The sequence below is a fragment of the Loktanella sp. DSM 29012 genome, from assembly GCF_900110705.1.
GTDB lineage: Bacteria > Pseudomonadota > Alphaproteobacteria > Rhodobacterales > Rhodobacteraceae > Loktanella > Loktanella gaetbuli.
In genome coordinates this window covers 40476-60479 of sequence record NZ_FOEJ01000003.1, presented here as the reverse complement: position 1 = coordinate 60479, position 20004 = coordinate 40476, and the positions used below count along the sequence as shown (strand labels likewise).

At 61.2% G+C, this 20004-nt stretch carries 22 protein-coding genes; 11 read left to right on the top strand and 11 right to left on the bottom strand.

Annotation, left to right across the window (positions count from 1 at the left end):
- Positions 1-77 precede the first annotated feature (77 nt).
- From BMX27_RS07585 to BMX27_RS07570, 4 genes are all read left to right on the top strand, one after another.
- On the top strand, positions 78-1196 hold the full coding sequence (locus tag BMX27_RS07585; RefSeq protein ID WP_090159281.1) for a bifunctional 2-C-methyl-D-erythritol 4-phosphate cytidylyltransferase/2-C-methyl-D-erythritol 2,4-cyclodiphosphate synthase: 1119 nt from the start codon (positions 78-80) through the stop codon (positions 1194-1196).
- Positions 1193-1684, top strand: a complete 492-nt coding sequence (locus BMX27_RS07580) for a phosphatidylglycerophosphatase A family protein (RefSeq protein WP_090159280.1) — start codon at positions 1193-1195, stop codon at positions 1682-1684. The genes BMX27_RS07585 and BMX27_RS07580 overlap by 4 nt, the downstream gene beginning before the upstream one ends.
- Positions 1681-2166: a CinA family protein gene (locus BMX27_RS07575; RefSeq protein WP_090159279.1), complete on the top strand. Its 486-nt coding sequence runs from the start codon at positions 1681-1683 to the stop codon at positions 2164-2166. The genes BMX27_RS07580 and BMX27_RS07575 overlap by 4 nt, the downstream gene beginning before the upstream one ends.
- Before the next feature lie 138 nt (positions 2167-2304).
- Positions 2305-3486, top strand: coding sequence for an ammonium transporter (locus BMX27_RS07570; protein ID WP_090159278.1), 1182 nt, complete (start codon positions 2305-2307; stop codon positions 3484-3486).
- Between the two features lie 55 nt (positions 3487-3541).
- Here the strand turns inward: BMX27_RS07570 and BMX27_RS07565 are convergent, their stop codons facing one another.
- On the bottom strand, positions 3542-3991 hold the full coding sequence (locus BMX27_RS07565) for a type II toxin-antitoxin system RatA family toxin (RefSeq protein WP_056031531.1): 450 nt from the start codon (positions 3989-3991) through the stop codon (positions 3542-3544).
- 82 nt (positions 3992-4073) lie between these two features.
- On the opposite strand from BMX27_RS07565, the gene hpt reads away from it, so the two are divergent.
- Together hpt and BMX27_RS07555 are read left to right on the top strand one after the other, a co-directional pair.
- Positions 4074-4610: a hypoxanthine phosphoribosyltransferase gene (gene hpt, locus BMX27_RS07560; protein ID WP_056031527.1), complete on the top strand. Its 537-nt coding sequence runs from the start codon at positions 4074-4076 to the stop codon at positions 4608-4610.
- Positions 4607-4786: a hypothetical protein gene (locus BMX27_RS07555; protein WP_090159277.1), complete on the top strand. Its 180-nt coding sequence runs from the start codon at positions 4607-4609 to the stop codon at positions 4784-4786. The genes hpt and BMX27_RS07555 overlap by 4 nt, the downstream gene beginning before the upstream one ends.
- On the opposite strand, the gene lipA is transcribed toward BMX27_RS07555, so the two are convergent.
- The gene (gene lipA / locus BMX27_RS07550) at positions 4783-5730 is read right to left on the bottom strand and encodes a lipoyl synthase (protein ID WP_056031521.1); all 948 of its coding nucleotides are present in this window, start codon (positions 5728-5730) and stop codon (positions 4783-4785) included. The genes BMX27_RS07555 and lipA overlap by 4 nt on opposite strands.
- 99 nt (positions 5731-5829) lie before the next feature.
- A complete protein-coding gene (locus BMX27_RS07545; RefSeq protein ID WP_090159276.1) occupies positions 5830-6897 on the bottom strand; it encodes a DUF6456 domain-containing protein in 1068 nt (355 codons plus the stop codon).
- Positions 6898-7132: 235 nt separating this feature from the next.
- Here BMX27_RS07545 and BMX27_RS07540 point away from each other — a divergent pair, with 235 nt between their 5' ends.
- On the top strand, positions 7133-7441 hold the full coding sequence (locus BMX27_RS07540; RefSeq protein ID WP_090159275.1) for a DUF6477 family protein: 309 nt from the start codon (positions 7133-7135) through the stop codon (positions 7439-7441).
- On the opposite strand, the gene BMX27_RS07535 is transcribed toward BMX27_RS07540, so the two are convergent.
- Entirely contained in the window at positions 7434-8981 is a 1548-nt protein-coding gene (locus BMX27_RS07535) for a trimethylamine methyltransferase family protein (protein WP_090159274.1), read from the bottom strand. The genes BMX27_RS07540 and BMX27_RS07535 overlap by 8 nt on opposite strands.
- 127 nt (positions 8982-9108) lie before the next feature.
- Here BMX27_RS07535 and guaA point away from each other — a divergent pair, with 127 nt between their 5' ends.
- The 4 genes from guaA to BMX27_RS07515 all read left to right on the top strand — a co-directional run bounded on the left by guaA (position 9109) and on the right by BMX27_RS07515 (position 13420).
- Positions 9109-10683 (top strand): glutamine-hydrolyzing GMP synthase, encoded by a 1575-nt coding sequence (guaA, locus tag BMX27_RS07530; protein WP_090159273.1) that lies wholly within the window; start codon positions 9109-9111, stop codon positions 10681-10683.
- Positions 10680-10946, top strand: a complete 267-nt coding sequence (locus tag BMX27_RS07525; RefSeq protein ID WP_090159272.1) for a putative quinol monooxygenase — start codon at positions 10680-10682, stop codon at positions 10944-10946. Before guaA ends, BMX27_RS07525 begins: the two co-directional genes overlap by 4 nt.
- Positions 10943-11800, top strand: a complete 858-nt coding sequence (locus BMX27_RS07520) for a DMT family transporter (protein ID WP_090159271.1) — start codon at positions 10943-10945, stop codon at positions 11798-11800. The genes BMX27_RS07525 and BMX27_RS07520 overlap by 4 nt, the downstream gene beginning before the upstream one ends.
- A gap of 132 nt (positions 11801-11932) precedes the next feature.
- A complete protein-coding gene (locus BMX27_RS07515; protein WP_090159270.1) occupies positions 11933-13420 on the top strand; it encodes a hypothetical protein in 1488 nt (495 codons plus the stop codon).
- 76 nt (positions 13421-13496) lie between these two features.
- Here BMX27_RS07515 and lpxB read toward each other — a convergent pair whose 3' ends face one another.
- From lpxB to BMX27_RS17000, 7 genes are all read right to left on the bottom strand, one after another.
- On the bottom strand, positions 13497-14648 hold the full coding sequence (gene lpxB, locus BMX27_RS07510) for a lipid-A-disaccharide synthase (RefSeq protein WP_090159269.1): 1152 nt from the start codon (positions 14646-14648) through the stop codon (positions 13497-13499).
- The gene (locus BMX27_RS07505) at positions 14645-15427 is read right to left on the bottom strand and encodes an LpxI family protein (RefSeq protein ID WP_090159268.1); all 783 of its coding nucleotides are present in this window, start codon (positions 15425-15427) and stop codon (positions 14645-14647) included. Before BMX27_RS07505 ends, lpxB begins: the two co-directional genes overlap by 4 nt.
- A complete protein-coding gene (gene lpxA, locus BMX27_RS07500) occupies positions 15424-16206 on the bottom strand; it encodes an acyl-ACP--UDP-N-acetylglucosamine O-acyltransferase (RefSeq protein ID WP_226746883.1) in 783 nt (260 codons plus the stop codon). Before lpxA ends, BMX27_RS07505 begins: the two co-directional genes overlap by 4 nt.
- A complete protein-coding gene (gene fabZ, locus BMX27_RS07495) occupies positions 16203-16676 on the bottom strand; it encodes a 3-hydroxyacyl-ACP dehydratase FabZ (protein ID WP_090159266.1) in 474 nt (157 codons plus the stop codon). The genes lpxA and fabZ overlap by 4 nt, the downstream gene beginning before the upstream one ends.
- A 73-nt stretch (positions 16677-16749) precedes the next feature.
- Positions 16750-17358 carry an OmpH/Skp family outer membrane protein gene (locus tag BMX27_RS07490; RefSeq protein WP_090159627.1) on the bottom strand — a complete coding sequence of 203 codons (609 nt, stop codon included), beginning with the start codon at positions 17356-17358 and terminating at the stop codon, positions 16750-16752.
- A 20-nt stretch (positions 17359-17378) separates the two neighbouring features.
- Positions 17379-19706, bottom strand: coding sequence for an outer membrane protein assembly factor BamA (gene bamA, locus BMX27_RS07485; protein WP_090159265.1), 2328 nt, complete (start codon positions 19704-19706; stop codon positions 17379-17381).
- A 125-nt stretch (positions 19707-19831) separates the two neighbouring features.
- Positions 19832-19957 carry a hypothetical protein gene (locus BMX27_RS17000; RefSeq protein ID WP_256212435.1) on the bottom strand — a complete coding sequence of 42 codons (126 nt, stop codon included), beginning with the start codon at positions 19955-19957 and terminating at the stop codon, positions 19832-19834.
- Positions 19958-20004: the final 47 nt, after the last annotated feature.

Sequence of the window (20004 nt, the reverse complement as noted above, 5' to 3'; positions counted from 1 at the left end):
CACACCTGCCAGCACTTGCGTGGACCCTGTCCGTTCAATAGTCACTTTGTAGACGCGCAAAGTGAGTATGACCGCCGATGCCAGAAACCGCCGCCATCATCGTCGCAGCCGGACGTGGACTTCGTGCTGGCGGCGGCGTGCCGAAACAATGGCGTGATCTGGCGGGGGTACCCGTGTTGGAACGGACCATCAACGCCTTTGCCGCACACCCGATGATCGACGAGGTCGTCGTCGTCCTGCACCCCGACGACATCAACCGTTGCGCGACACTGGGCGTGGTCTGCGCAACCGGCGGCGCCACGCGCCAGGCCTCTGTCCTGGCTGGGCTTCTTGCCACGCAGGCCGACCGCGTGCTGATCCACGATGCCGCACGTCCCTTGGTGCGGGCCTCGCTGATCAACCGGGTCTGCATGGCGCTGGACAGCCATGTCGGGGCCGCCCCCGCGATAGCCGTCACCGACGCGCTTTGGCGTGGCGACGCAATGGTGACAGGATTGCAGGACCGCACGGGTCTGTATCGTGCACAGACGCCGCAGGGGTTTGACCGGGCGGCAATTCTCGCCGCACATCGGGCGGCCCTCTCTGATGCCGCCGATGATGTGGCTGTGGCACTTGCCGCCGGGCTGGACGTCGCCATCGTCGCGGGCGATGAAGACAATATCAAGATAACGCATGCGGACGACTTTGCCCGCGCCGCACAACTGATGGAGAGGCGCATGGATGTCAGACTGGGCAACGGGTATGACGTGCACCGGTTCGGACCGGGTGACCACGTCATGCTGTGCGGTGTGAAACTGCCCTTTGACCGCGGGTTGCAGGGGCATTCCGATGCCGACGTGGGCATGCACGCGGTCACGGATGCGATCTATGGCGCATTGGGACAAGGCGACATCGGCGTGCATTTCCCCCCGACCGATCCACAATGGAAAGGGGCCGAAAGCCACATTTTCCTGCGGCACGCGGCACAGATGGCCCGCGACATGGGATTTGCCATTTCAAACGTCGACTGTACGCTGGTGTGCGAATACCCCAAGGTCGGGCCACATCAGGCCGCAATGCGCGCCGCCATGGCCGAGATATTGGGCATCGCCCCCGACCGGGTCAGCGTCAAGGCGACGACGTCGGAACGATTGGGTTTTACCGGGCGGGGCGAAGGTATCGCAGCCCTTGCCACTGCCGCACTGGTGTCCGCATGACCCGCCTGATCGCTACATTTTTCTACGTGGGTTATCTGCGTCCCGCCCCCGGCACCTGGGGATCGCTGGCAGCACTGCCCACGGGCCTCGCCTTGATGATCCTCGGTGGCCCCTGGTTACTGGTTGCGGGCACCGCTGCAATCTTTGGCGCGGGATGGTGGGCAACCGGCCGGATAATCGCAGGTCAGGCGAACCATGACCCGTCCGAGATCGTCGCGGACGAGGTCGCGGGCCAATGGATCGCGCTCTGGCCTCTGGCCTTTGGTGCCGCCAACGCAGGCGCGGCCTATACCGCGCTCTGGCCCGGCTGGTTGGCGGCTTTCCTGCTGTTTCGCCTCTTCGACATCACAAAATGGGGCCCTGTCGGTTGGGCCGACAGACGCGGTGACGCGCTGGGGGTGATGCTGGATGATGTGATTGCCGGCCTGTTCGCAGCCCTGGGCGTCGTCATTCTTGCAGGGCTGTTCCACGCCGTGCTGATGTCATGAACAACGCAGCACACCTTATTGACCTTGCAAGGGAACGGGGCATCATGATCGCCCTGGCCGAGAGCTGCACCGGCGGATTGATATCTGCCGCCTTGACCGCAGTGCCCGGCAGCTCTGCCGTCTTTGACCGTGGCTTTGTCACCTATACCAATGCCGCCAAACAGGCGATGCTGGACGTCCGTTCCGAGACGCTGGATGCGCATGGTGCGGTTTCGGAACAGGTCGCCCGCGAAATGGCCAGCGGCGCACTGGCGCGGTCACAGGCCGCAATCGCGCTGTCGGTCACCGGGATTGCAGGCCCCGGCGGATCTGACCACAAGCCCGAGGGACGCGTGTGTTTCGGCGTCGCCACACAGGCAGGCACGTTCAGCGAAACACGCGAATTCGGGGCCATCGGGCGCGATGCGGTCCGCGCGGCCACCGTCACACACGGGTTGAGCCTGCTGTCAGAGACAATGATTCACTTTCCGCCACAATCTTAGGCGAACTGCCGAAAAAGCGCGCCAAATAAGCGCAGTTCGATAAACGCCCATTTGTTTTGCGGCCCTCGTAGCAGTTGCCACTTTCTTTACCGACACGAATCCGGCCTCTGGGCCGAAATTTTCGTGAGGAGAAATCAGATGAACGGAGCGGATACCGCTTGGATCATGGTGGCAACGGCGCTTGTGCTGTTCATGACACTACCCGGACTGGCCTTGTTTTACGGGGGCCTCGTGCGGGCCCGCAACGTGCTCAGCGTTTTTATGCATTGCTACGCAATTGCCTGTTTGATGAGCATTCTGTGGTTTGCCTTTGGCTATTCCATCGCGTTCGGGGGCGGCGGGACCGGCTTTTGGGGTGGTCTGGACAAGCTGTTCCTGGCGGGCATCGACGCGGACAGTCTGGCGGGCAACCTGCCTGAAATCCTGTTCTTTGCGTTTCAGATGACCTTTGCGATCATCACCCCTGCCCTGATCGTCGGTGCCTATGTCGAACGGATCGGGTTTGGATTCGTGCTGCTGTTTTCCGGTCTGTGGATGCTGCTGTGCTATGCGCCTGTCGTGCATTGGGTCTGGGGCGGCGGGATGCTGGCCGACGGCGGAATCTTTGGCGACACCGGGGTGCGCGATTTTGCGGGCGGCATCGTCGTCCATGAAACCGCAGGTCTGGCAGCGCTTATCCTCGCTGTGATGCTGGGCGCGCGCAAGGATCGCAGTAAGCCGCCGCACAATCCCGGTCTGGTGATGATCGGTGCGGCGATGCTGTGGGTCGGCTGGTTCGGATTCAACGGTGGCAGCCAGTTGGCCGCTGACGGTGGTGCGGCCATGGCGATCACCGTCACGCATCTGTCTGCCGCTGCCGCATCGCTGACCTGGGCCCTGTGGGAACGAATCAAATTCGGTCGTGCCTCGCTGGTGGGCCTTGTAACCGGCACCATCGCCGGTCTGGCCAGCATCACACCCGCGTCAGGGTTTGTCGGCCCGGTCGAGGCGCTGATCATCGGAGCGATCGCGGGCGTCCTGTGCCAAGAGGCCGTGGCCCTGATCCGCACCAAACTGTCGATTGACGACACATTGGACGTTTTCGCCGTCCACGGCGTCGGTGGCATCTTTGGCACCATCATGATCGCGGTCTTTGGTGCAGGTACTTGGGCGGCACAGCTGGGATCACTGGCCATCGTCGGTGTCTGGACTACCGTCGTGACCGTGGCGCTGATCTACATCTGCCGCGCCGTGACACAGTTCCGCGTGTCCGAGGAAACCGAAATCACCGGACTGGACCTGACCACCCACGGTGAACGCGCCTACGATCTGAACACCTGATCACCTGAACGCAAAACGGGGGCCGCAGGGCCCCCGTTTCACATCCGAAATCGCGTCATGCGGTGCCGTACAGCGCCGCCGCGCGCCGTTCGAACGCCTTGACGATGGTCTGCATCGCCTGATTGAAAAACATACCCGCCGCCCCCTGAAGCAGGCGATTCTTGAATTCGAAATCGACGTGGAAATGCACCTTGCAGCCCTCTGGTGCATCCGAAAATTCCCAACGCGAATTCAGATGCTTGAACGGGCCGTCAATATATTGCGTGTCGATCGCCTTTTGCGCGGGCCACAGTGTGACGCGGCTACCAAAGGTTTCGCGGAACACTTTGAAACTGACCACCAGATCCGCCAGAATCTCGACCCGGTCATCGAACGTGGTGCGATCGCGCAGACGCGCCGCTGCCGTCCAGGGCAGGAATTTTGGGTAGCTTTCGACATCGGCGACAAGATCGAACATCTGCTGCGGTGTATAGGGCAGAACCCGTGTCTCGTCGTGAACTGGCATTGGTGACTTTCGGTTGTGTGACTATGCCACTGAATGTCGTATGTAGGCCCCTGAAATCAACCCCGGTGCGACAGGTGACCCCATGAGCCAACCCTATGTCATTGACCAGATGATCAGCGCAAAAGCGATTGCCGCGCGAATCGAGGCGCTGGCCGATGAAATCCAGACCACGTTCGCAGGCACGGACAAATTGCTGGTCGTGGGCCTGCTGCGTGGATCATTCGTATTTATCGCCGATCTGGTGCGTGAACTGGATCTGCCGGTCGAGGTCGATTTCATCGAGGCCAGCAGCTATGGCGACGGCATGGAAAGCAGCCGCGAGGTGCGAATCCTCAAGGATCTACGTGGCACCGTCGAAGGTCGCGATGTGCTGATCGTCGAGGATATCGTCGACACGGGCCACACCCTCGCCCGGGTGACGGATTTCGTCATGGCACGGAATCCGGCCCGTCTGAAAACGATTGCATTGCTGGACAAACCCGCCCGCCGCGAGGTCGATTTCAAGGCCGACATGATCGGGTTTGAAATCCCGGACGCCTTTGTCGTGGGCTACGGCATCGACTACGCGCAGCGTAATCGCAACCTGCCCTATATCGGCTGCGTGCGGTTCACGTCATGAACCCGCGCTGGCTGCTGAACGCCAGTCGATGGGCCCGCAATCCGCCATCGGCCAAACGGGTCTGGCTGGGTCTGGGGGTGATCGCGATCTGTCTTGCTCTGGCGGGTGTCGAGCACCTGTTCGGCCTGTCGATGGACGCGGACCCAGCAGGTCCGCGCCCCATCACGCAGCCCTAGCCCAGTTTGGCCAGCCGTGCCGCCTGAAGCCGGGCGAAATCATCGCCCGCGTGATAGCTTGATCGCGTCAGCGGTGAGGCCGAAACCATTAGGAAACCCTTGCCGAACGCGGCCTTCTCGTAGGCTGCGAACTCCTCGGGGGTGACGAACCGATCAACGCGGTGGTGCTTGGGCGTCGGTTGCAGATACTGACCGATCGTCAGAAAATCGATGTCAGCGGCGCGCATGTCCTCCATCACCTGAATGACAGCCTGACGGTCCTCGCCTAACCCGACCATGATGCCGGATTTGGTGAACATGGTGGGGTCCAGCTCCTTGACCCGCTGCAACAGTCGCAGGCTGTGGAAATACCGGGCACCGGGCCGCACCTCGGGATAGAGACCGGGCACGGTTTCAAGGTTGTGGTTGAACACGTCCGGCTTCGCCGCGACCACGACCTCCAGTGCCTCTGGTGCGCAGCGAATGAAATCGGGGGTCAGGATTTCGATTGTCGTGCCCGGGGCCTGACGGCGCACGGCGCGGATGGTCTGCGCGAAATGCTCTGCCCCGCCGTCCGCGACGTCGTCACGGTCAACCGATGTGATCACGACGTGTTTCAGACCCAGTTTCTTGACCGCATCCGCCACACGGCCCGGCTCAAACACATCCAGCGCCTCGGGAGGTTTGCCTGTCGCGATATTGCAGAACGTGCAGGCGCGGGTGCAAACCTCGCCCATGATCATCATCGTAGCGTGGCCCTGGCTCCAGCATTCGCCGACGTTCGGGCAACCCGCTTCTTCGCAGACCGTCGTCAGCTTGTGCGTGCGCATGATGTCGCGCGTGGTCTTGTACCCTTCGGACGTCGGTGCCTTGACCCTGATCCAGTCCGGTTTCTTGGGCTGGACGTTGTCGGGCCGCTTGGCCTTTTCTGGATGCCGCTGAGCCGGAATTTTCAGGTCGCGCATGATGACCGCCTTGGTTCGCCATTGGTTCCCTTGCACTTAGGCGCTTGCGCAGCAAAAGTCCATGAACCCGCCGCGCAGTCCCGCCATGCAAATCGGCGCTTAGCCTATCATGGGTGACTGTTTGCCGTTCGCACTGTCATAGTGACGCAGCAGGCGTTGCAAGGCGATGCGCAGAACGATCTTGCCCGAACGCGAGGACCAGCCCATGGCGCGTTCGGTTACCTCCAGGCCTTCCAGCAGACAGCAACAACGCAGGACGGCGTCCTGCAATCCCGGCCCCAGGTCGTCCAACGCATCCGTCACCCGTTTGCGCGCGGCCAATGCACCACGCGACAATGATCTGCGCGGTTCAGGCGACAGCGCCGCGCGCCAGTCCTCGGTCACGTCCGGGCCTGCGTCAGCGACGACGAAATCCTCTCGCAGACGCTCGCCTGCCTGCACCAGTTCACGCGACAGGAACGGTTTGCCCGCCTTGTCGCGCCGGCGCGACAGCCCCATCAACGGCGTTTCGGTCGCAATGAACCGTGACGCGGCCTGCCGACCGTTCGGGGCAATCCAGTCCGCATGCCCTGCCGCCGCATCCGCAAATCCCTGCGCCCTGTTTTCGTCACGTGCCGTCAATCGGCGCAATTCCGCCCGGCCCGTCGATGTCACGAAATAACGCGCAATCCGTGCGCCCGGATCGGCGCAGGAAATCCAGTTCTGCAACGCAAAGGCCTGCGCCAATTCAGCCTCGACCACAGCCGTCCGCAGCGTCTCACCCTCTGCGTCCTCTCTGACGATCACCGCGCTGTCCATGTCACGGGCGACAGCCATGACCGCACCGGGTTCGCACAGACGTCGCAGGATATGGCCCGCCTCACGTTCCATCCGCGCCTTGCTCAGGGTGCGCGACGGCATCGCCGCAACCGGAGATATGGGCGTGATCGGAGATACCTTTTGTGCGAGATGCGCATCCGTTTCGGACAGCGCCCGCAAAGCCGCGTCAACCAGCGGATCATCACGACGCGCCTCGCAATTGCGCACCTGCCGCAGGATCGTTGACGGATGAACCGCCCGCTTGCGCGCGAGTGCGCGAATGGACCGTCCCTTGGTCGTATGGGCGATATAATCCTGGACTGGCGACGGCACCCAGTCCGCATCGTTTGCGTTTTGTGTTGAATTCATCGTTGCGTCCCCTTCCCGGCTACGCAGGTTTGACCAAGGCCAACCTGTCTATTTCGAACAACCTATGAGTGTCTAATTAACTAGACGTTAATATTAACACACTCGTAACTTTCTGCTCTGAAAGGATTTATTTTCGCCTGATGGATCGCGCGATGAAATCGACCGCGGCGCAACACCGCCTGAGATTGTGAAAAACTGACATCCGTTGCGATACGAAAATGCAAAGGATGACACGATGCTCGATCTTCATACACAGATACGCAGGCTCAATCGACCACAGCTCCTTGTGCGCGCGGCACGCTTTGCGCTGACCGACTATCAACTGGGGCGCGATCTGTCGCGATTGCTGGACGGGCGGGTTCCGGCGACCCCCGGCCCGACACTGATGATCCTGATGGAACGAGAGACCGAAATGGAGGCTGCCCGCCGCGCGCAATCCTATGATTACCGGATTGGCGATCACATCACCGCGTTATGTGCCATCATGTCAGAGGCGCGCGACCTTGCAGCGACGCGCCCCTGCCCGGTGCCACCCCCTACATGAAGCTGTCGGGCATCGACGCCTTCTTGTCGGCGACATAGGCACGCAGCCGTGCCTCGATCTCGGGATCGAGGGGCGGCTGCCGGTATGTGTCCAGCAGACGTTTCACCCGCGCGCTGGCGAGAGCCTGCGTATCGCGCGCGCCCTCCTCGTCCCAAGTCTCGAATGGCTTGTAGTCCAGCAGCTCTGACCGCCAGAATGCGGATTTGAAATTCTGCTGCGTATGCGCACAGCCCAGAAAATGCCCACCCGGTCCGACCTCGGCGATGGCATCCATGGCCTGCCCGTTTTCGGACATGTCCACGCCCTTGGCGAAATGGTGCAATGCCCCCAACTGGTCGGCATCCATCACGAATTTCTCAAAGCTGGCGACCAGACCGCCTTCCAGCCAACCACAGGCATGCAGCATGAAATTCACACCCGACAACAGGCCCATGTTCAGACTGTTTGCCGTTTCATAGGCAGCCTGTGCATCGGGCAGTTTTGACCCGCAGAACGACCCGGCCGACCGGTATGGCAGGTTCATTCGCCGTGCGAGCTGCCCCACACCGTAGGTGATATGGCTGGCCTCTGGCGTGCCAAAGGTTGGCGCGCCAGAGTTCATGTCGATCGAGGTCACAAAGGCCCCCATCACCACCGGCGATCCGGGCCGCACAAGCTGGGAATAGGCAATGCCGGCCAGCGCCTCTGCCAGCACCTGCGTCAGCGTTCCCGCCACCGACGTCGGTGCCATCGCGCCACCCACGATGAACGGACTGATGATGCTGGCCTGATTGTTGGCGGCAAAAACCTCCAGTGCACCCATCATCACCGAATCGAACGTCAGCGGACTGTTGATATTGATCAGTGACGTCATCACCGTGTTGTTCTGCACGAAGTCCGCACCGAACAGGATGTTGCACATGTCGATCGAATCCTGCGCGCGGCTGGGTTCTGTCACGGACCCCATGAACGGCTTGTCCGACAGAATCATATGCGCCAGCAGCATGTCCAGATGCCGCTTGTTCACCGGAATGTCGGTGGGTTCGCAGACCGTTCCGCCGGAATGGTGCAACCATTTCGACATATAGCCCAGTTTTACGAATTTCTCGAAATCATCCAGCGTCGCATACCGGCGGCCGCCCTCTGCGTCGCGCACAAATGGCGGGCCGTAAACCGGGGCCAGCACCAGATTCTTGCCGCCGACCACGACTGACCGTTCGGGATTACGGGCATGCTGGATGTATTCCGACGGGGCCGTGCTGCACAGCTTGCGTGCCAGACCGCGTGGAATCCGCACGCGTTCACCCTCGATCTGCGCACCCGCAGCGCGCCAACGATCCAGCGCCGCCGGATTATCGACGAAATTCACGCCGATCTCTTCCAGAACCGTTTCGGCGTTGCGCTCGATGACCTGCAACGCCTCTTCGGTCAGAACCTCGTAGTTGGGAATGTTGCGTTCGATATACTTTGCGGTTTCGACGCTGACGGCGGTGCGTTCCGCGCGCCGGGCGGCCCCACCGCCACCACGGGCCCTGCGGCTGGGGGAGATTGTTTCTGTCATGTCGGGCCTCTTCAAGCTTGCGTTGCCCCTACATACGCCCGTGAATCATGTCGGGCGGGGTGACAAACGCCATGCCGCGCACGAAAGCGACATTGCAGCGCCGCCTGTGACAGCATAATCAGGCCACATGGATATGATTGAACATGAACGCCTGTTGATCGTCGACTTTGGCAGCCAGGTCACCCAGCTGATCGCCCGCCGGCTGCGCGAGTTAAACGTCTACTGCGAAATTCACCCCTACCAGAACGTCACGGACGCTTTTCTGGCTGATTTTGCCCCCCGCGCCGTGATTTTCTCCGGCGGACCGGACAGCGTGACCCGGCCGGGATCACCCCGACCGCCCAAGTCGATCTACGACCTGGGCGTGCCAATTCTGGGCATCTGCTATGGCCAGCAGGTCATGATGCAGGATCTGGGCGGCCATGTTGAAGGTGGCAAGATTTCGGGCGGTGGCGGCACCGCCGAATTCGGCCGCGCATTCGTGACACCCACGGGTCGGCTGGACCTGCTGGACGGCTGGTTCACCAATGACCGCGAACAGGTCTGGATGAGCCATGGCGACCACGTGGCCAAGATCGCACCGGGGTTCGAGGTCTATGGCACCTCCCCCAATGCACCATTCGCCATCACCGCCGATGCCGCACGCCATTTCTATGCCGTGCAATTCCACCCAGAGGTGCACCACACCCCCAACGGTGCAAAGCTGTATGAAAACTTTGTCCGGCTGGCCGGGTTCAGCGGCGACTGGACAATGGAAGCCTACCGCGAACAGGCCATTGCCACGATCCGCGAACAGGTGGGCGACAAACAGGTCATCTGTGCGCTGTCCGGCGGGGTCGACAGCTCTGTCACCGCTATTCTGATCCACGAAGCGATCGGCGATCAACTGACCTGCGTCTTTGTCGACCACGGTCTGTTGCGGCAGGGCGAGGCCGAACAGGTCGTCACGATGTTCCGTGACAATTACAACCTCAACCTGATCCACGCCGACGAATCAGAACTGTTTCTGGGCAAACTCGACGGCGTCAGCGACCCCGAGACCAAGCGCAAGATCATAGGCGGGTTGTTCATCGACGTGTTTCAGAAATACGCCGACGGCATTCAGGGTGCCGAATTCCTTGCCCAAGGCACGCTGTATCCCGACGTGATCGAATCGGTCAGCTTTTCCGGTGGGCCGTCCGTCACGATCAAGAGCCACCACAACGTCGGTGGCCTCCCTGAAAAGATGGGTCTGAAACTGGTCGAACCCCTGCGAGAGCTGTTCAAGGACGAGGTCCGCGCACTGGGCGTCGAACTGGGTCTGCCGCCGTCTTTCATCGGGCGTCACCCGTTCCCCGGCCCGGGCCTTGCGATTCGCTGCCCCGGCGAGATCACCCGCGAAAAGCTGGAGATCCTGCGCAAGGCCGACGCGGTCTATATCGACCAGATTCGCAAGCACGGCCTCTATGACGAAATCTGGCAGGCCTTTGTCGCGATCCTACCGGTGCGCACCGTCGGCGTGATGGGCGACGGACGCACCTATGATTTTGCCTGCGCCCTGCGCGCGGTGACATCGGTCGATGGCATGACCGCGGATTACTACCCGTTCACCCACGATTTTCTGGGCGAAACCGCAACGCGCATCATCAACGAGGTGCCGGGCATCAACCGCGTCACCTATGACATCACCAGCAAACCTCCGGGCACGATCGAGTGGGAATGATCTACCTGACGGGGGCAATGACCTGCCCGCCTGACCGCCGTGATGCGGTCCGGGCGGCCTTGCCCGCGCATATAGCGCTGACCCGTCAGGAAAACGGCTGCATCACATTCGATGTGGCCGAAACCACGCCGGGCGTTTTCACGGTGTCTGAAACGTTTGCAGACCAGGCCGCATTCGACGCCCATCAATTACGCGCTGGCGCGAGCACATGGGCAAAGATCACAGCGGGGCTGCCACGCAACTACACGGTGACCAAGGGATGAACCCGACCCTGCGCGCTGGTTTGTGGATGATCGGCGCCATCGGGTCCTTTACATCCATGGCGGTTGCAGGACGCCAGATCAGCTTTGCCCTCGATACCTTTGAAATCATGCTGTTTCGCAGCCTGTTGGGTATAATCATCGTGGTCACGGTTGCAGGTTTCGCAGGCACGCTGAACCAGGTCGACACCCGCGATCTGCGCTTGCACGGGATGCGCAACCTTGCGCATTTCACCGGCCAGAACCTGTGGTTCTTTGCCGTCGCCAGCATCCCGCTGGCACAGGTTTTTGCACTGGAATTCACGACGCCGATCTGGGTGCTACTGTTGTCACCTCTCTTGCTGGGGGAACGCATTACACAGGCAGGCGTCATCGCGGCCATCATGGGGTTCGTGGGCATTCTGATCGTCACCCGTCCGGGCACGATCCCCTTGACACCTGGTCTGGCCGCAGCCGCGGCCTGTGCCATATTTTTCGCGCTGACCGCGATCTTTACCCGGCGGCTGACCCAGCGGCACAGTATCACCTGCATCCTGTTCTACCTGACCGTCATGCAGGCCGTCTTTGGCATCGTCTGCGCCGGTTGGGACATGGACATCGCCATGCCAAATGCCGCGACCCTGCCATGGCTGATCGTGATCGGATGCGCGGGCCTGCTTGCGCATTTTTGCCTCACGAACGCCTTGTCGCTGGCGACCGCAACGATCGTCATGCCGATGGATTTCGCCCGGTTGCCGACCATCGCGATCATCGGTGCACTGGTTTATGCAGAACCCCTCGACCCGTGGTTATTCCTGGGTGCCGCGTTCATCATTGCAGGCAATTACATCAACCTGCGCCGCAAGGCAGCCGCGTAAACCGTCCCCCGCGTCAATCAAGTCACATGGACAAATGCAACACTTGTTTAACGTAAGGTCAAACATTGACCGAATCGTAAACGCTTCTCAGACATGAATGAATGCAACCAATTTCATGGATGGGATGGAGACATGAAACTTTCACTATCGACGGCCGCAGCACTGATGCTGACGACCGCCGCATCTGCCGGTGGTATCGACCGTACGCTCAACAATTACGCAGTCCTGTTCGAAGACGGAAACTACGTTGAATTGGGCTTTGCGACCGTGCGCCCAGACGTATCAGGCGACTACCCGACAACCGCCCCGATCTTTGAAGGCGGACCCCGCGTTTTCAACGGTGGCAGCACGGGTGGCATGGCCGAGGATTATTCCACTGCATCGTTGTCCCTGAAATACGCGCTGAACGAAAAACTGGACCTGGGCCTGTTCCTGAACCAGCCCTTTGGTGCCAACGCATTCTACCCCGACGGTGATTACACCGGTCTGGCCGCAGAATGGGATTCGTCGCAGATCGCACTGGTGCTGAAATATCAGGCAACGCCGAACATCAGCGTCTACGGTGGTCTGCGCAGCATCGAGAGCCGGGCCAACATCGTGATCCCCAACAAGCTGGTCGCGCTGAACACCGTCGTACCCCAGTCCGCAGCGCAGGCCGCCGCGGCACAGGCACAAGGTGCAGCAGCACAGGCACAGGGCGGTCAGGCGCAGGCGCTGGGCGCAGAGGCGCAGGCGCTGGGCGCATTGGCACAGCAGCAAGCGGCACAAGCTGCCGCGGCCGCAGCCGCACAAGACTTCGCAACAGCTCAGACTCTTGGCGCAAGCGCAGCAGCAAACGGCGCGCAAGCGGTCGCACTTCGCGATCAGGCCATCGCACTGGGTGCCGATGCGCAGGCACAGGGTGCAGCAGCGCAAGCGCTGGGTGATCAGGCCCTCGCAGGCTTTGCTGCCGGCTTTGGCGGTGATCCCATCGATGGTCCGTATTCCTACACGGCCACCACCGAAAAAGACCGCGCAACCAGCTACCTTGTCGGTGTCGCATACGAGCGTCCAGAAATCGCGCTGCGCGTCGCACTGACCTATGAGGCCGGCTATACGCATTCGTTTGTGACCACCGAAAACGTTGATGCACTGCCCGCAGCTCAGCTGACCAGCATCACGGAAATCGAGATGCCTGACGTCTTCACCCTCGACTTCCAGTCCGGCGTCGCAGCTGACACGCTGGTCTTCGGCTCGATCCGCCACGCCAAGTGGTCTGACTGGGAAGTGCGGCCCGCAGGCTATCAGGCTATCACCGGCGACCGCGTGACGGGTATCGACGACGACGTGACAACCTACCGTCTGGGTGTGGGCCGTCAGATCAACGACCAGTTCTCGGCCTTTGCCCGCGTCACCTATGAAAAAGGCAACGACGACGTGCTGTCGCGCCTTGCGCCCACAGACGGTTCAACCGCGTTCGGCATCGGTGGCACCTACACCAATGACGCCTTCAAGATCACGGGCGGCATCGAATACGTGACCTTTGGTGACGGCCTCGACAACGCGGACGAAACGCTCGCCACCAACTTCAGCGATAACAAGGCCATCGCTGTTGGTCTGTCGGTCGGCTATCGTTTCTGATCGCACAAACATCTGAATAACAATTGGCCCCGCCTGTCCAAGGCGGGGCCATTTGCATTTGCAGGGGGTGTCTGGATCAGGCGTTCTCAGCGACGGCGATCAGCGCACGCGCGGCCCGCAGGCCGGGTGCCTCACCACCGCGCCCAAGCTGGTCCATCGTGACGTCCATCGCGACCTGCTGCGCACCCGGCGCGGCCAGCGTGTCGCGCAGGCCGGCACTGATCTTGTCCGCCGTGCAATTCGCAGCAATGTATTCTGGCACCGCACGTGTGTCGGACACCAGGTTGACCAATGTGACCGTGTCGATCCGCACCATGCGCTGCATGATGACCCGCGACAGCCACGCCATGTCATAGGCAATCACCATCGGCGTTCCGGCAGCCGCCAGTTCCAGCGACACCGTGCCGGATGCCGCCAATGCCACGTCAGCCGCACGAAACGCCGCACGTTTCACCGCACCCTCAGGATCATCCGCAGGATCAATCAAAACCGGCGTCACAGGCCAATGCGCGGTCAGATCCCGCACCAATCCGACAACCGATGCCGCACAGGGAATGACCACCGACAGATCGGGATGACTGTCACGTAATTGTCCCAGTGCGGCACCGAAACGGGCGGTCAGGCGCGTCACCTCCCCCTTGCGCGATCCCGGCAATGCCAAGACCAGTGGCCCGTCACCATTGCGATATTGCGCGCGGAACGCCTCGGCCTCGGCCTGGCTGGCCTGCGGCTGTGCAACGACCGGGTGACCGACGAAATCGCACCCCATGCCTGCTGCGGTCATGTAGGGCGGCTCGAACGGCAAGAGCGCCAGCACATGGTCGATATGACGCGCCATGCGATCTGCCCGCTTTGGTCGCCAGGCCCAGACCGACGGGGCCACATAGTGCACTGTCGTGATGTCGCTGCGTGCCTTGACCAGCTTGGCCACGCGCAAACAAAAATCGGGGCTGTCGATCGTCAGCAGCACATCAGGTCGCGTGTCTAGAACCGCCTGCGCGCATTCGGCAATCCGCCGTTTGAGCGCGCGATATTTCGGCAGCACCTCGGCCAGGCCCATGACACTCAGCTCGTCCATCGGGAACCGACTGACCAGCCCCTGCGCCTGCATCAACGGCCCGCCCACACCGTCAAAGCTGACGTCAGGCCGCAGTTGCCGCAACCCGGTCATGACGGCCCCACCCAGCGCGTCGCCAGACGGCTCTCCTGCGATCACGAAAACCCTCATCGCGTCACCTCGCGCACCCAGAGAAATTTCTGTGCGGCATCCAGCGTGGCGATGACCGCGTCGCGGTCCAATACCATCACGCCACTGGCCTCGATCACGATACCGTCGAGACCTGCCGCGATCACGCCCCGCGCCGTGCCCGGCCCAATGACAGGCAGATCAGCACGCCGATCCTGCTCGGGCTTTGGCCCCTTGAACAGAATGCCGCTCCTGCCCGGATTGCGTTCGATCAATGCGTCCGTGCCGCGGCGGTCCTCTTCGTCCACGATCCTGCCATCGCGCACAATGCAGGCTTGCCCGCTGTCGCGCCGTCCCATGTCGTGAAGACAACGATCACCCACCAGCGCATCGGACCGATGGGGCGGCCCGGGTTGTGTCACCGTCAAAACGCCAGCCGCAGGCAGCAGCCCTGGCACGATGTCATGGGCTGCTACCACCCGCAGACTATGATTTTCGAGAACAGCGATGAATGTCCGCAGTGCGCCATCGTCACCTTTGGACAACGCACGCAGCATCACGGGCAGCAACCGCACCGTCGGCCAATCGAAATGCCGCCACGCGATACCGGGACGCTGGATGCCGCCAGCCATGCAGACCTGCGTCACTCCTCGCGCCCGCAGATCCCGCAAGAAACCCCCAAGCCGTTCCAGCCTGAACCACAGATCGACCGGCACACGCGGCTCGGCCCCGTCCAGGGCGCAGATCAAAGGTCGCGCAGGCAGCCTATCCAATAGCGCCACCGGCAGGTCACCGGCACCCGCGATCAGCGCCAGCGTCATTTCGGGATCAGAAAACTGCGATCCGTCTCACCCAGCACGAAATCGACCAGCTGTTTCACATAGGCGCTATCGGTATCCTGCAAGGCCTCGACCCGCGCATGGAATGTGCCTTCACCGGACTTCAGACTCTCGAACGCCTTGCGCAGCGCAGAGATATCGTCGCGCGGCACGCCGCGCCGGCGTAGCCCGACCAGATTCAACCCTTCCAGCCCGGCACGTTCGCCCATGACCAGCCCGTGCGGCAGTACGTCGTTTGTTACCATCGACAGCGCACCGATGATCGCGCCCTGCCCGATCCGGACGAACTGGTGAATCCCCGACAACCCACCGATGATCACATCGTCCTCGATGATGCAGTGACCGGCGATGGCAACCGAATTGACGACCACGATCCGGTCGCCCAGTTGCGCATCGTGGGCCACGTGACAGCCCGCCATCAGCAGGCAGTCGTCGCCGATCCGTGTGACACCGCCACCACCGGCCGTGCCAGTGTTGATCGTCACACTTTCGCGGATGCGATTGCGCTTGCCGATCCGCAGTTGTGTTTCCTCGCCCGCGAATTTCAGGTCCTGCGGGATTTCTCCGATCACCGAAAACGAAAACACGGTGCAATCGTCACCGATATGGGTGTCACCATCCACAACAACGTGGCTTTTGAGCCAGACACCGTCACCGAGGACGACCTTGGGCCCAACCATGCAGAATGGCCCGATGGTGCAATTCGCACCGATCACCGCATGATCGGACACCACCGCAGTCGGATGAATGTCGGCACTCACCCCTTGAGGTCCAGCATGGCCGAGAATTCGCATTCTGCCGCCAGCTCGCCGTCGACTTCGGCACGTCCGTGGAATTTCCAGACCTTGCCGCCCGGCTTGCCGCGCGTCGTGGTCACATGCATCAGCATCCGGTCGCCCGGAATGACCTTGCGGCGGAACTTGGCCTTGTCGATCGACATGAAATAGATCAGCAGGTCGCCGTTCACCAAACCCATCGACGCGCCCACCATCACACCGGCCGTCTGCGCCATCGCTTCGATGATGGTCACACCGGGCATGATCGGCGCACCGGGGAAATGCCCCTGAAAATGAGGCTCGTTCATGGTGACATTCTTGATCCCGGTCGCGGTCTGTGTGCCGTCGATATCGATCACGCGGTCAACCAGCAAAAACGGATACCGATGCGGCAGGATCGCCTGAATCAGATGAATGTCAGCGACGGTGATCGGGGTCTGTTGGGTATCGGACATCTGGGCTCCTGCGTGTCTGGGCGGCTTAGGCCACGAGACTGACTAACAACTGGCCTCTTGATCGACAAGTCACTCAGGGGTCCAGCGGCGCCGCCGGTGACGTATCCAGGGGCGTGTCATCGGGGGCTTGTGGCTCGGTTCCGCCGATCAACGGCTGGTCGGCATCGGGCGCCTGCCCTGATTGCAGCATCACCGCGTCGATCCGGCTGACAGCCTCGTCCGTGATATCTGACGCTGCCAGTGCCAGAAAAACGGAACGTCGATCCAGAATGACCGATGCGCCACGTTCCAACATGAGCTGCCCGACCACATCCCGCACCGAGACAAAGAATTCATCTCGCGCGGCGGACCGCGCGCGTTGCAGCTCGACCTCCTTGGCGTCACGCGCGCGCCGGATGGCCTGCACCTTGGTGTCGAATGCATCTGCCTCGGCGCGGAATGCCTCGGCGGTCATGGTCGGTCTGCGCAGGGTCAGTGACCGTTCTTCTTCGGTCAGGGCCGCCACGATGCGATCGTTCTCGGCCTTCAATGCCTCGGCGTCCGCGTCCAGTGCGGCGCGGATCTGCTGGGCGTATTCGCTGTCGATGTACAACCGGTCATAGTCGACGATCAGGATCGGCAACGCCTGCGGATCCTGCTGTGCGGCGGCCGGGCCAGCCCACGCCGCAGCTGCGACGCACATGGCCAGAACCGCCGCCCGCATCAGAATGCGGTCGAAATCGTCAGGTCAAACGAACGGGTTTCGTCGAATTCCTCGGCCTTGAGCGCATCGGTAAAGTTGAACCGCAGCGGCCCCAGCGGAGTCGTCCAGAAAATCGCGAAACCGATGGTCGAACGCCCGGTAAAGTCATTGTAGATGGTCGTCGCATTCGGCTGGCGACCGATATCCCAGACTGAACCATAATCGACGAAAACACCGCCTGTGATACCGTATTCCTCGGGCAGACCCAGCGGGAATTCCGCCTCGAGCCGCGCCACGGCAAAGCTGGTGCCACCCAGCGCGTCGTTCACGTCATTGGCCGGATCCAGATCGCGCGGTCCCACACCGTTGGCATCAAACCCGCGCAGGGTGTTGCCGTTCAGGAAATAACGGTCCGTCACACGGCTGAACCCGTCCTGATACGACAGATGCCCACCCTCGATCGTGGCCCGCAGCGTGACGTCCTCGTTCAGCACCTTGGTTTCGGCGGCAGCCAGCGCAGATGTCTTGATGAACTGCGTGTCACCAAATCCGAATTCCTGACCGAACCGGAATACGAAACCTGTGGTCGGGTCCAGTCCGGTGCGCCGGTTGTCAAAGCTGTAGGCGTAACCCAGAGACTGCGTCGTCACGCCGTCCAATGCGGCCTCTTCCTGAATGATCGAACTGATGCCGGTGGCATCTTCCAGACCGCTCAGATCGTCATAGCTGAGTGCTACAAAAGTCGTCAGACGCCCGTTTTCGCTGACAGGGAACGTCAGGTTCGGACTAAGTCGGAAATTTTCGGTGTCATAGTCCGCATTCTGATTATCGGTGACGCGGTAGGACAAATCGATGCCCGCACGCAGATCACGACCCAGGAAATTCGGTTCCGAGAAATTGAAATCGAACACACGGTTGGAACTGGCAGTGGACACCTGCACGCCGACGGCCTGTCCGCGGCCAAGGAAATTTGCCTCGCGGAAACTTGCCACCAGTCCCACGCCCACATCGCTGTTGTAGTTGGCACCGAATGACAGCGAGCCTGTGGGCTGCTCTTCGACGTTCACATCCACGACGACCTGATCCGGGCTGGACCCTTCGCGCGCGTCAACCTCGGCATTCGCGAAAAATCCAAGGGCGCGGATACGTTCGGCGGCCTGGCGGATTTCGCGCGGGTTGAACGGGTCACCCTCGACGACGCGGAACTGGTTGCGCACAACCCGGTCCAGCGTGGTGGAATTGCCTTCGATGTCGATGCGTTCGACAAAAATGCGCGGACCGCGCACCAGCTCGAAATTCACGTCCAGCGACAGGTCGCGGTCGTTGCGCGTGATCCGCGGCTCCACCGCCACAAACGTCAGACCCTGCTGGATTGCAAGCCGTTCAAGACGCGCGATATCGCGGTCGACCTGGCCGGGCGAATAGGTCCGCCCGCTGCGCGTGCTAAGTGCAGCCTGAAATGTCGCGACATCGACCTCTGGCAGGGCAGAACTCGCGGACACGTTGCCGAACGTGAACTGCTGTCCTTCCTGAATGTTGTAGGTAATCAGATAGGCGTCGCGTTCGCGTGTCAGCGCAACATCGACGTTTTGCAGCGTGAAATCGGCGTAACCACGCGACTGGTAGAAATCGGTCAGCACCTGACGATCAAACGCGATCCGATCCTCAGAGAATGTATCGCGGCTGATGATCGCACGCAAAAGACCGGCTTCCTTGGTTTCCAGCACGCCCCGCAGGCGCCGGTCGGAAAAGCTGCGGTTGCCGACAAAGGTAATCCGTTCGACCTCGGTGACGCCTGTTTCGCTGACCTCGAAGACCACGTTCACGCGGTTTTCGGACAGACGAATGATGCGGGGTGTCACGCTTGCGTTGATGCGACCGTTACGCGCGTAGACCGACGTGATCGTCGCAACATCACGTTCAACCGTTTCAGGCGAATAGATACGGCGTGGCTGGCTTTCCAGCAGCGGCAGAAACTCGCCATCGGCCAGACGCCGGTTTCCGTCGATTGCAACCTGACTGACTGTCGGGAATTCGACTACGTCGATGACCAGCGTATTGCCCTGCGCCCGCACCTCGACGTTGTCGAACAGGCCGGATGCACGGATATTCTGGCCTGCATCGTTCAGGGTAGCCGCATCGACCGTTTCGCCGCGCGAAATGCCACCAAAGGTCAGGATGGTGCTGTCGGCAACGCGCTGGTTACCGTTGATGACAACGTTATTGAACGTAAAACTCTGTGCAAATGCTGGTGCAGCTGGCAGAACCGCGACCGCAAAAACCAGCGTCGCAGTGCGACACATTCCCATCAGTCCGGACGCACGAACGCCCCCCGTTGTCAAAGTCATGTCAGCGCCTGCTTTTGTCATCCCCAGTTGTAAACGGATTAGCCATTCCCAAGCAGGATGTCAAAAGCAAGACGCGCCCGCAAAGCTGCGAGCGCGTCAATATTCGGTAGGTTCGGTCGCTGTTGCTACAACAACGCGACGTAGCCGCCCAAATACAGGGCAAGCATCAAGATTGCGGTCATGATCGCGCGGTCCCAGTTCAGGGACACGATGGTGCTGACACTCCGATAACCTTGTTTTATCGTCTGCATCTCTCGGCTCCTTTCACATGTTGTGTGAGGAATACCGCGCAAATGTG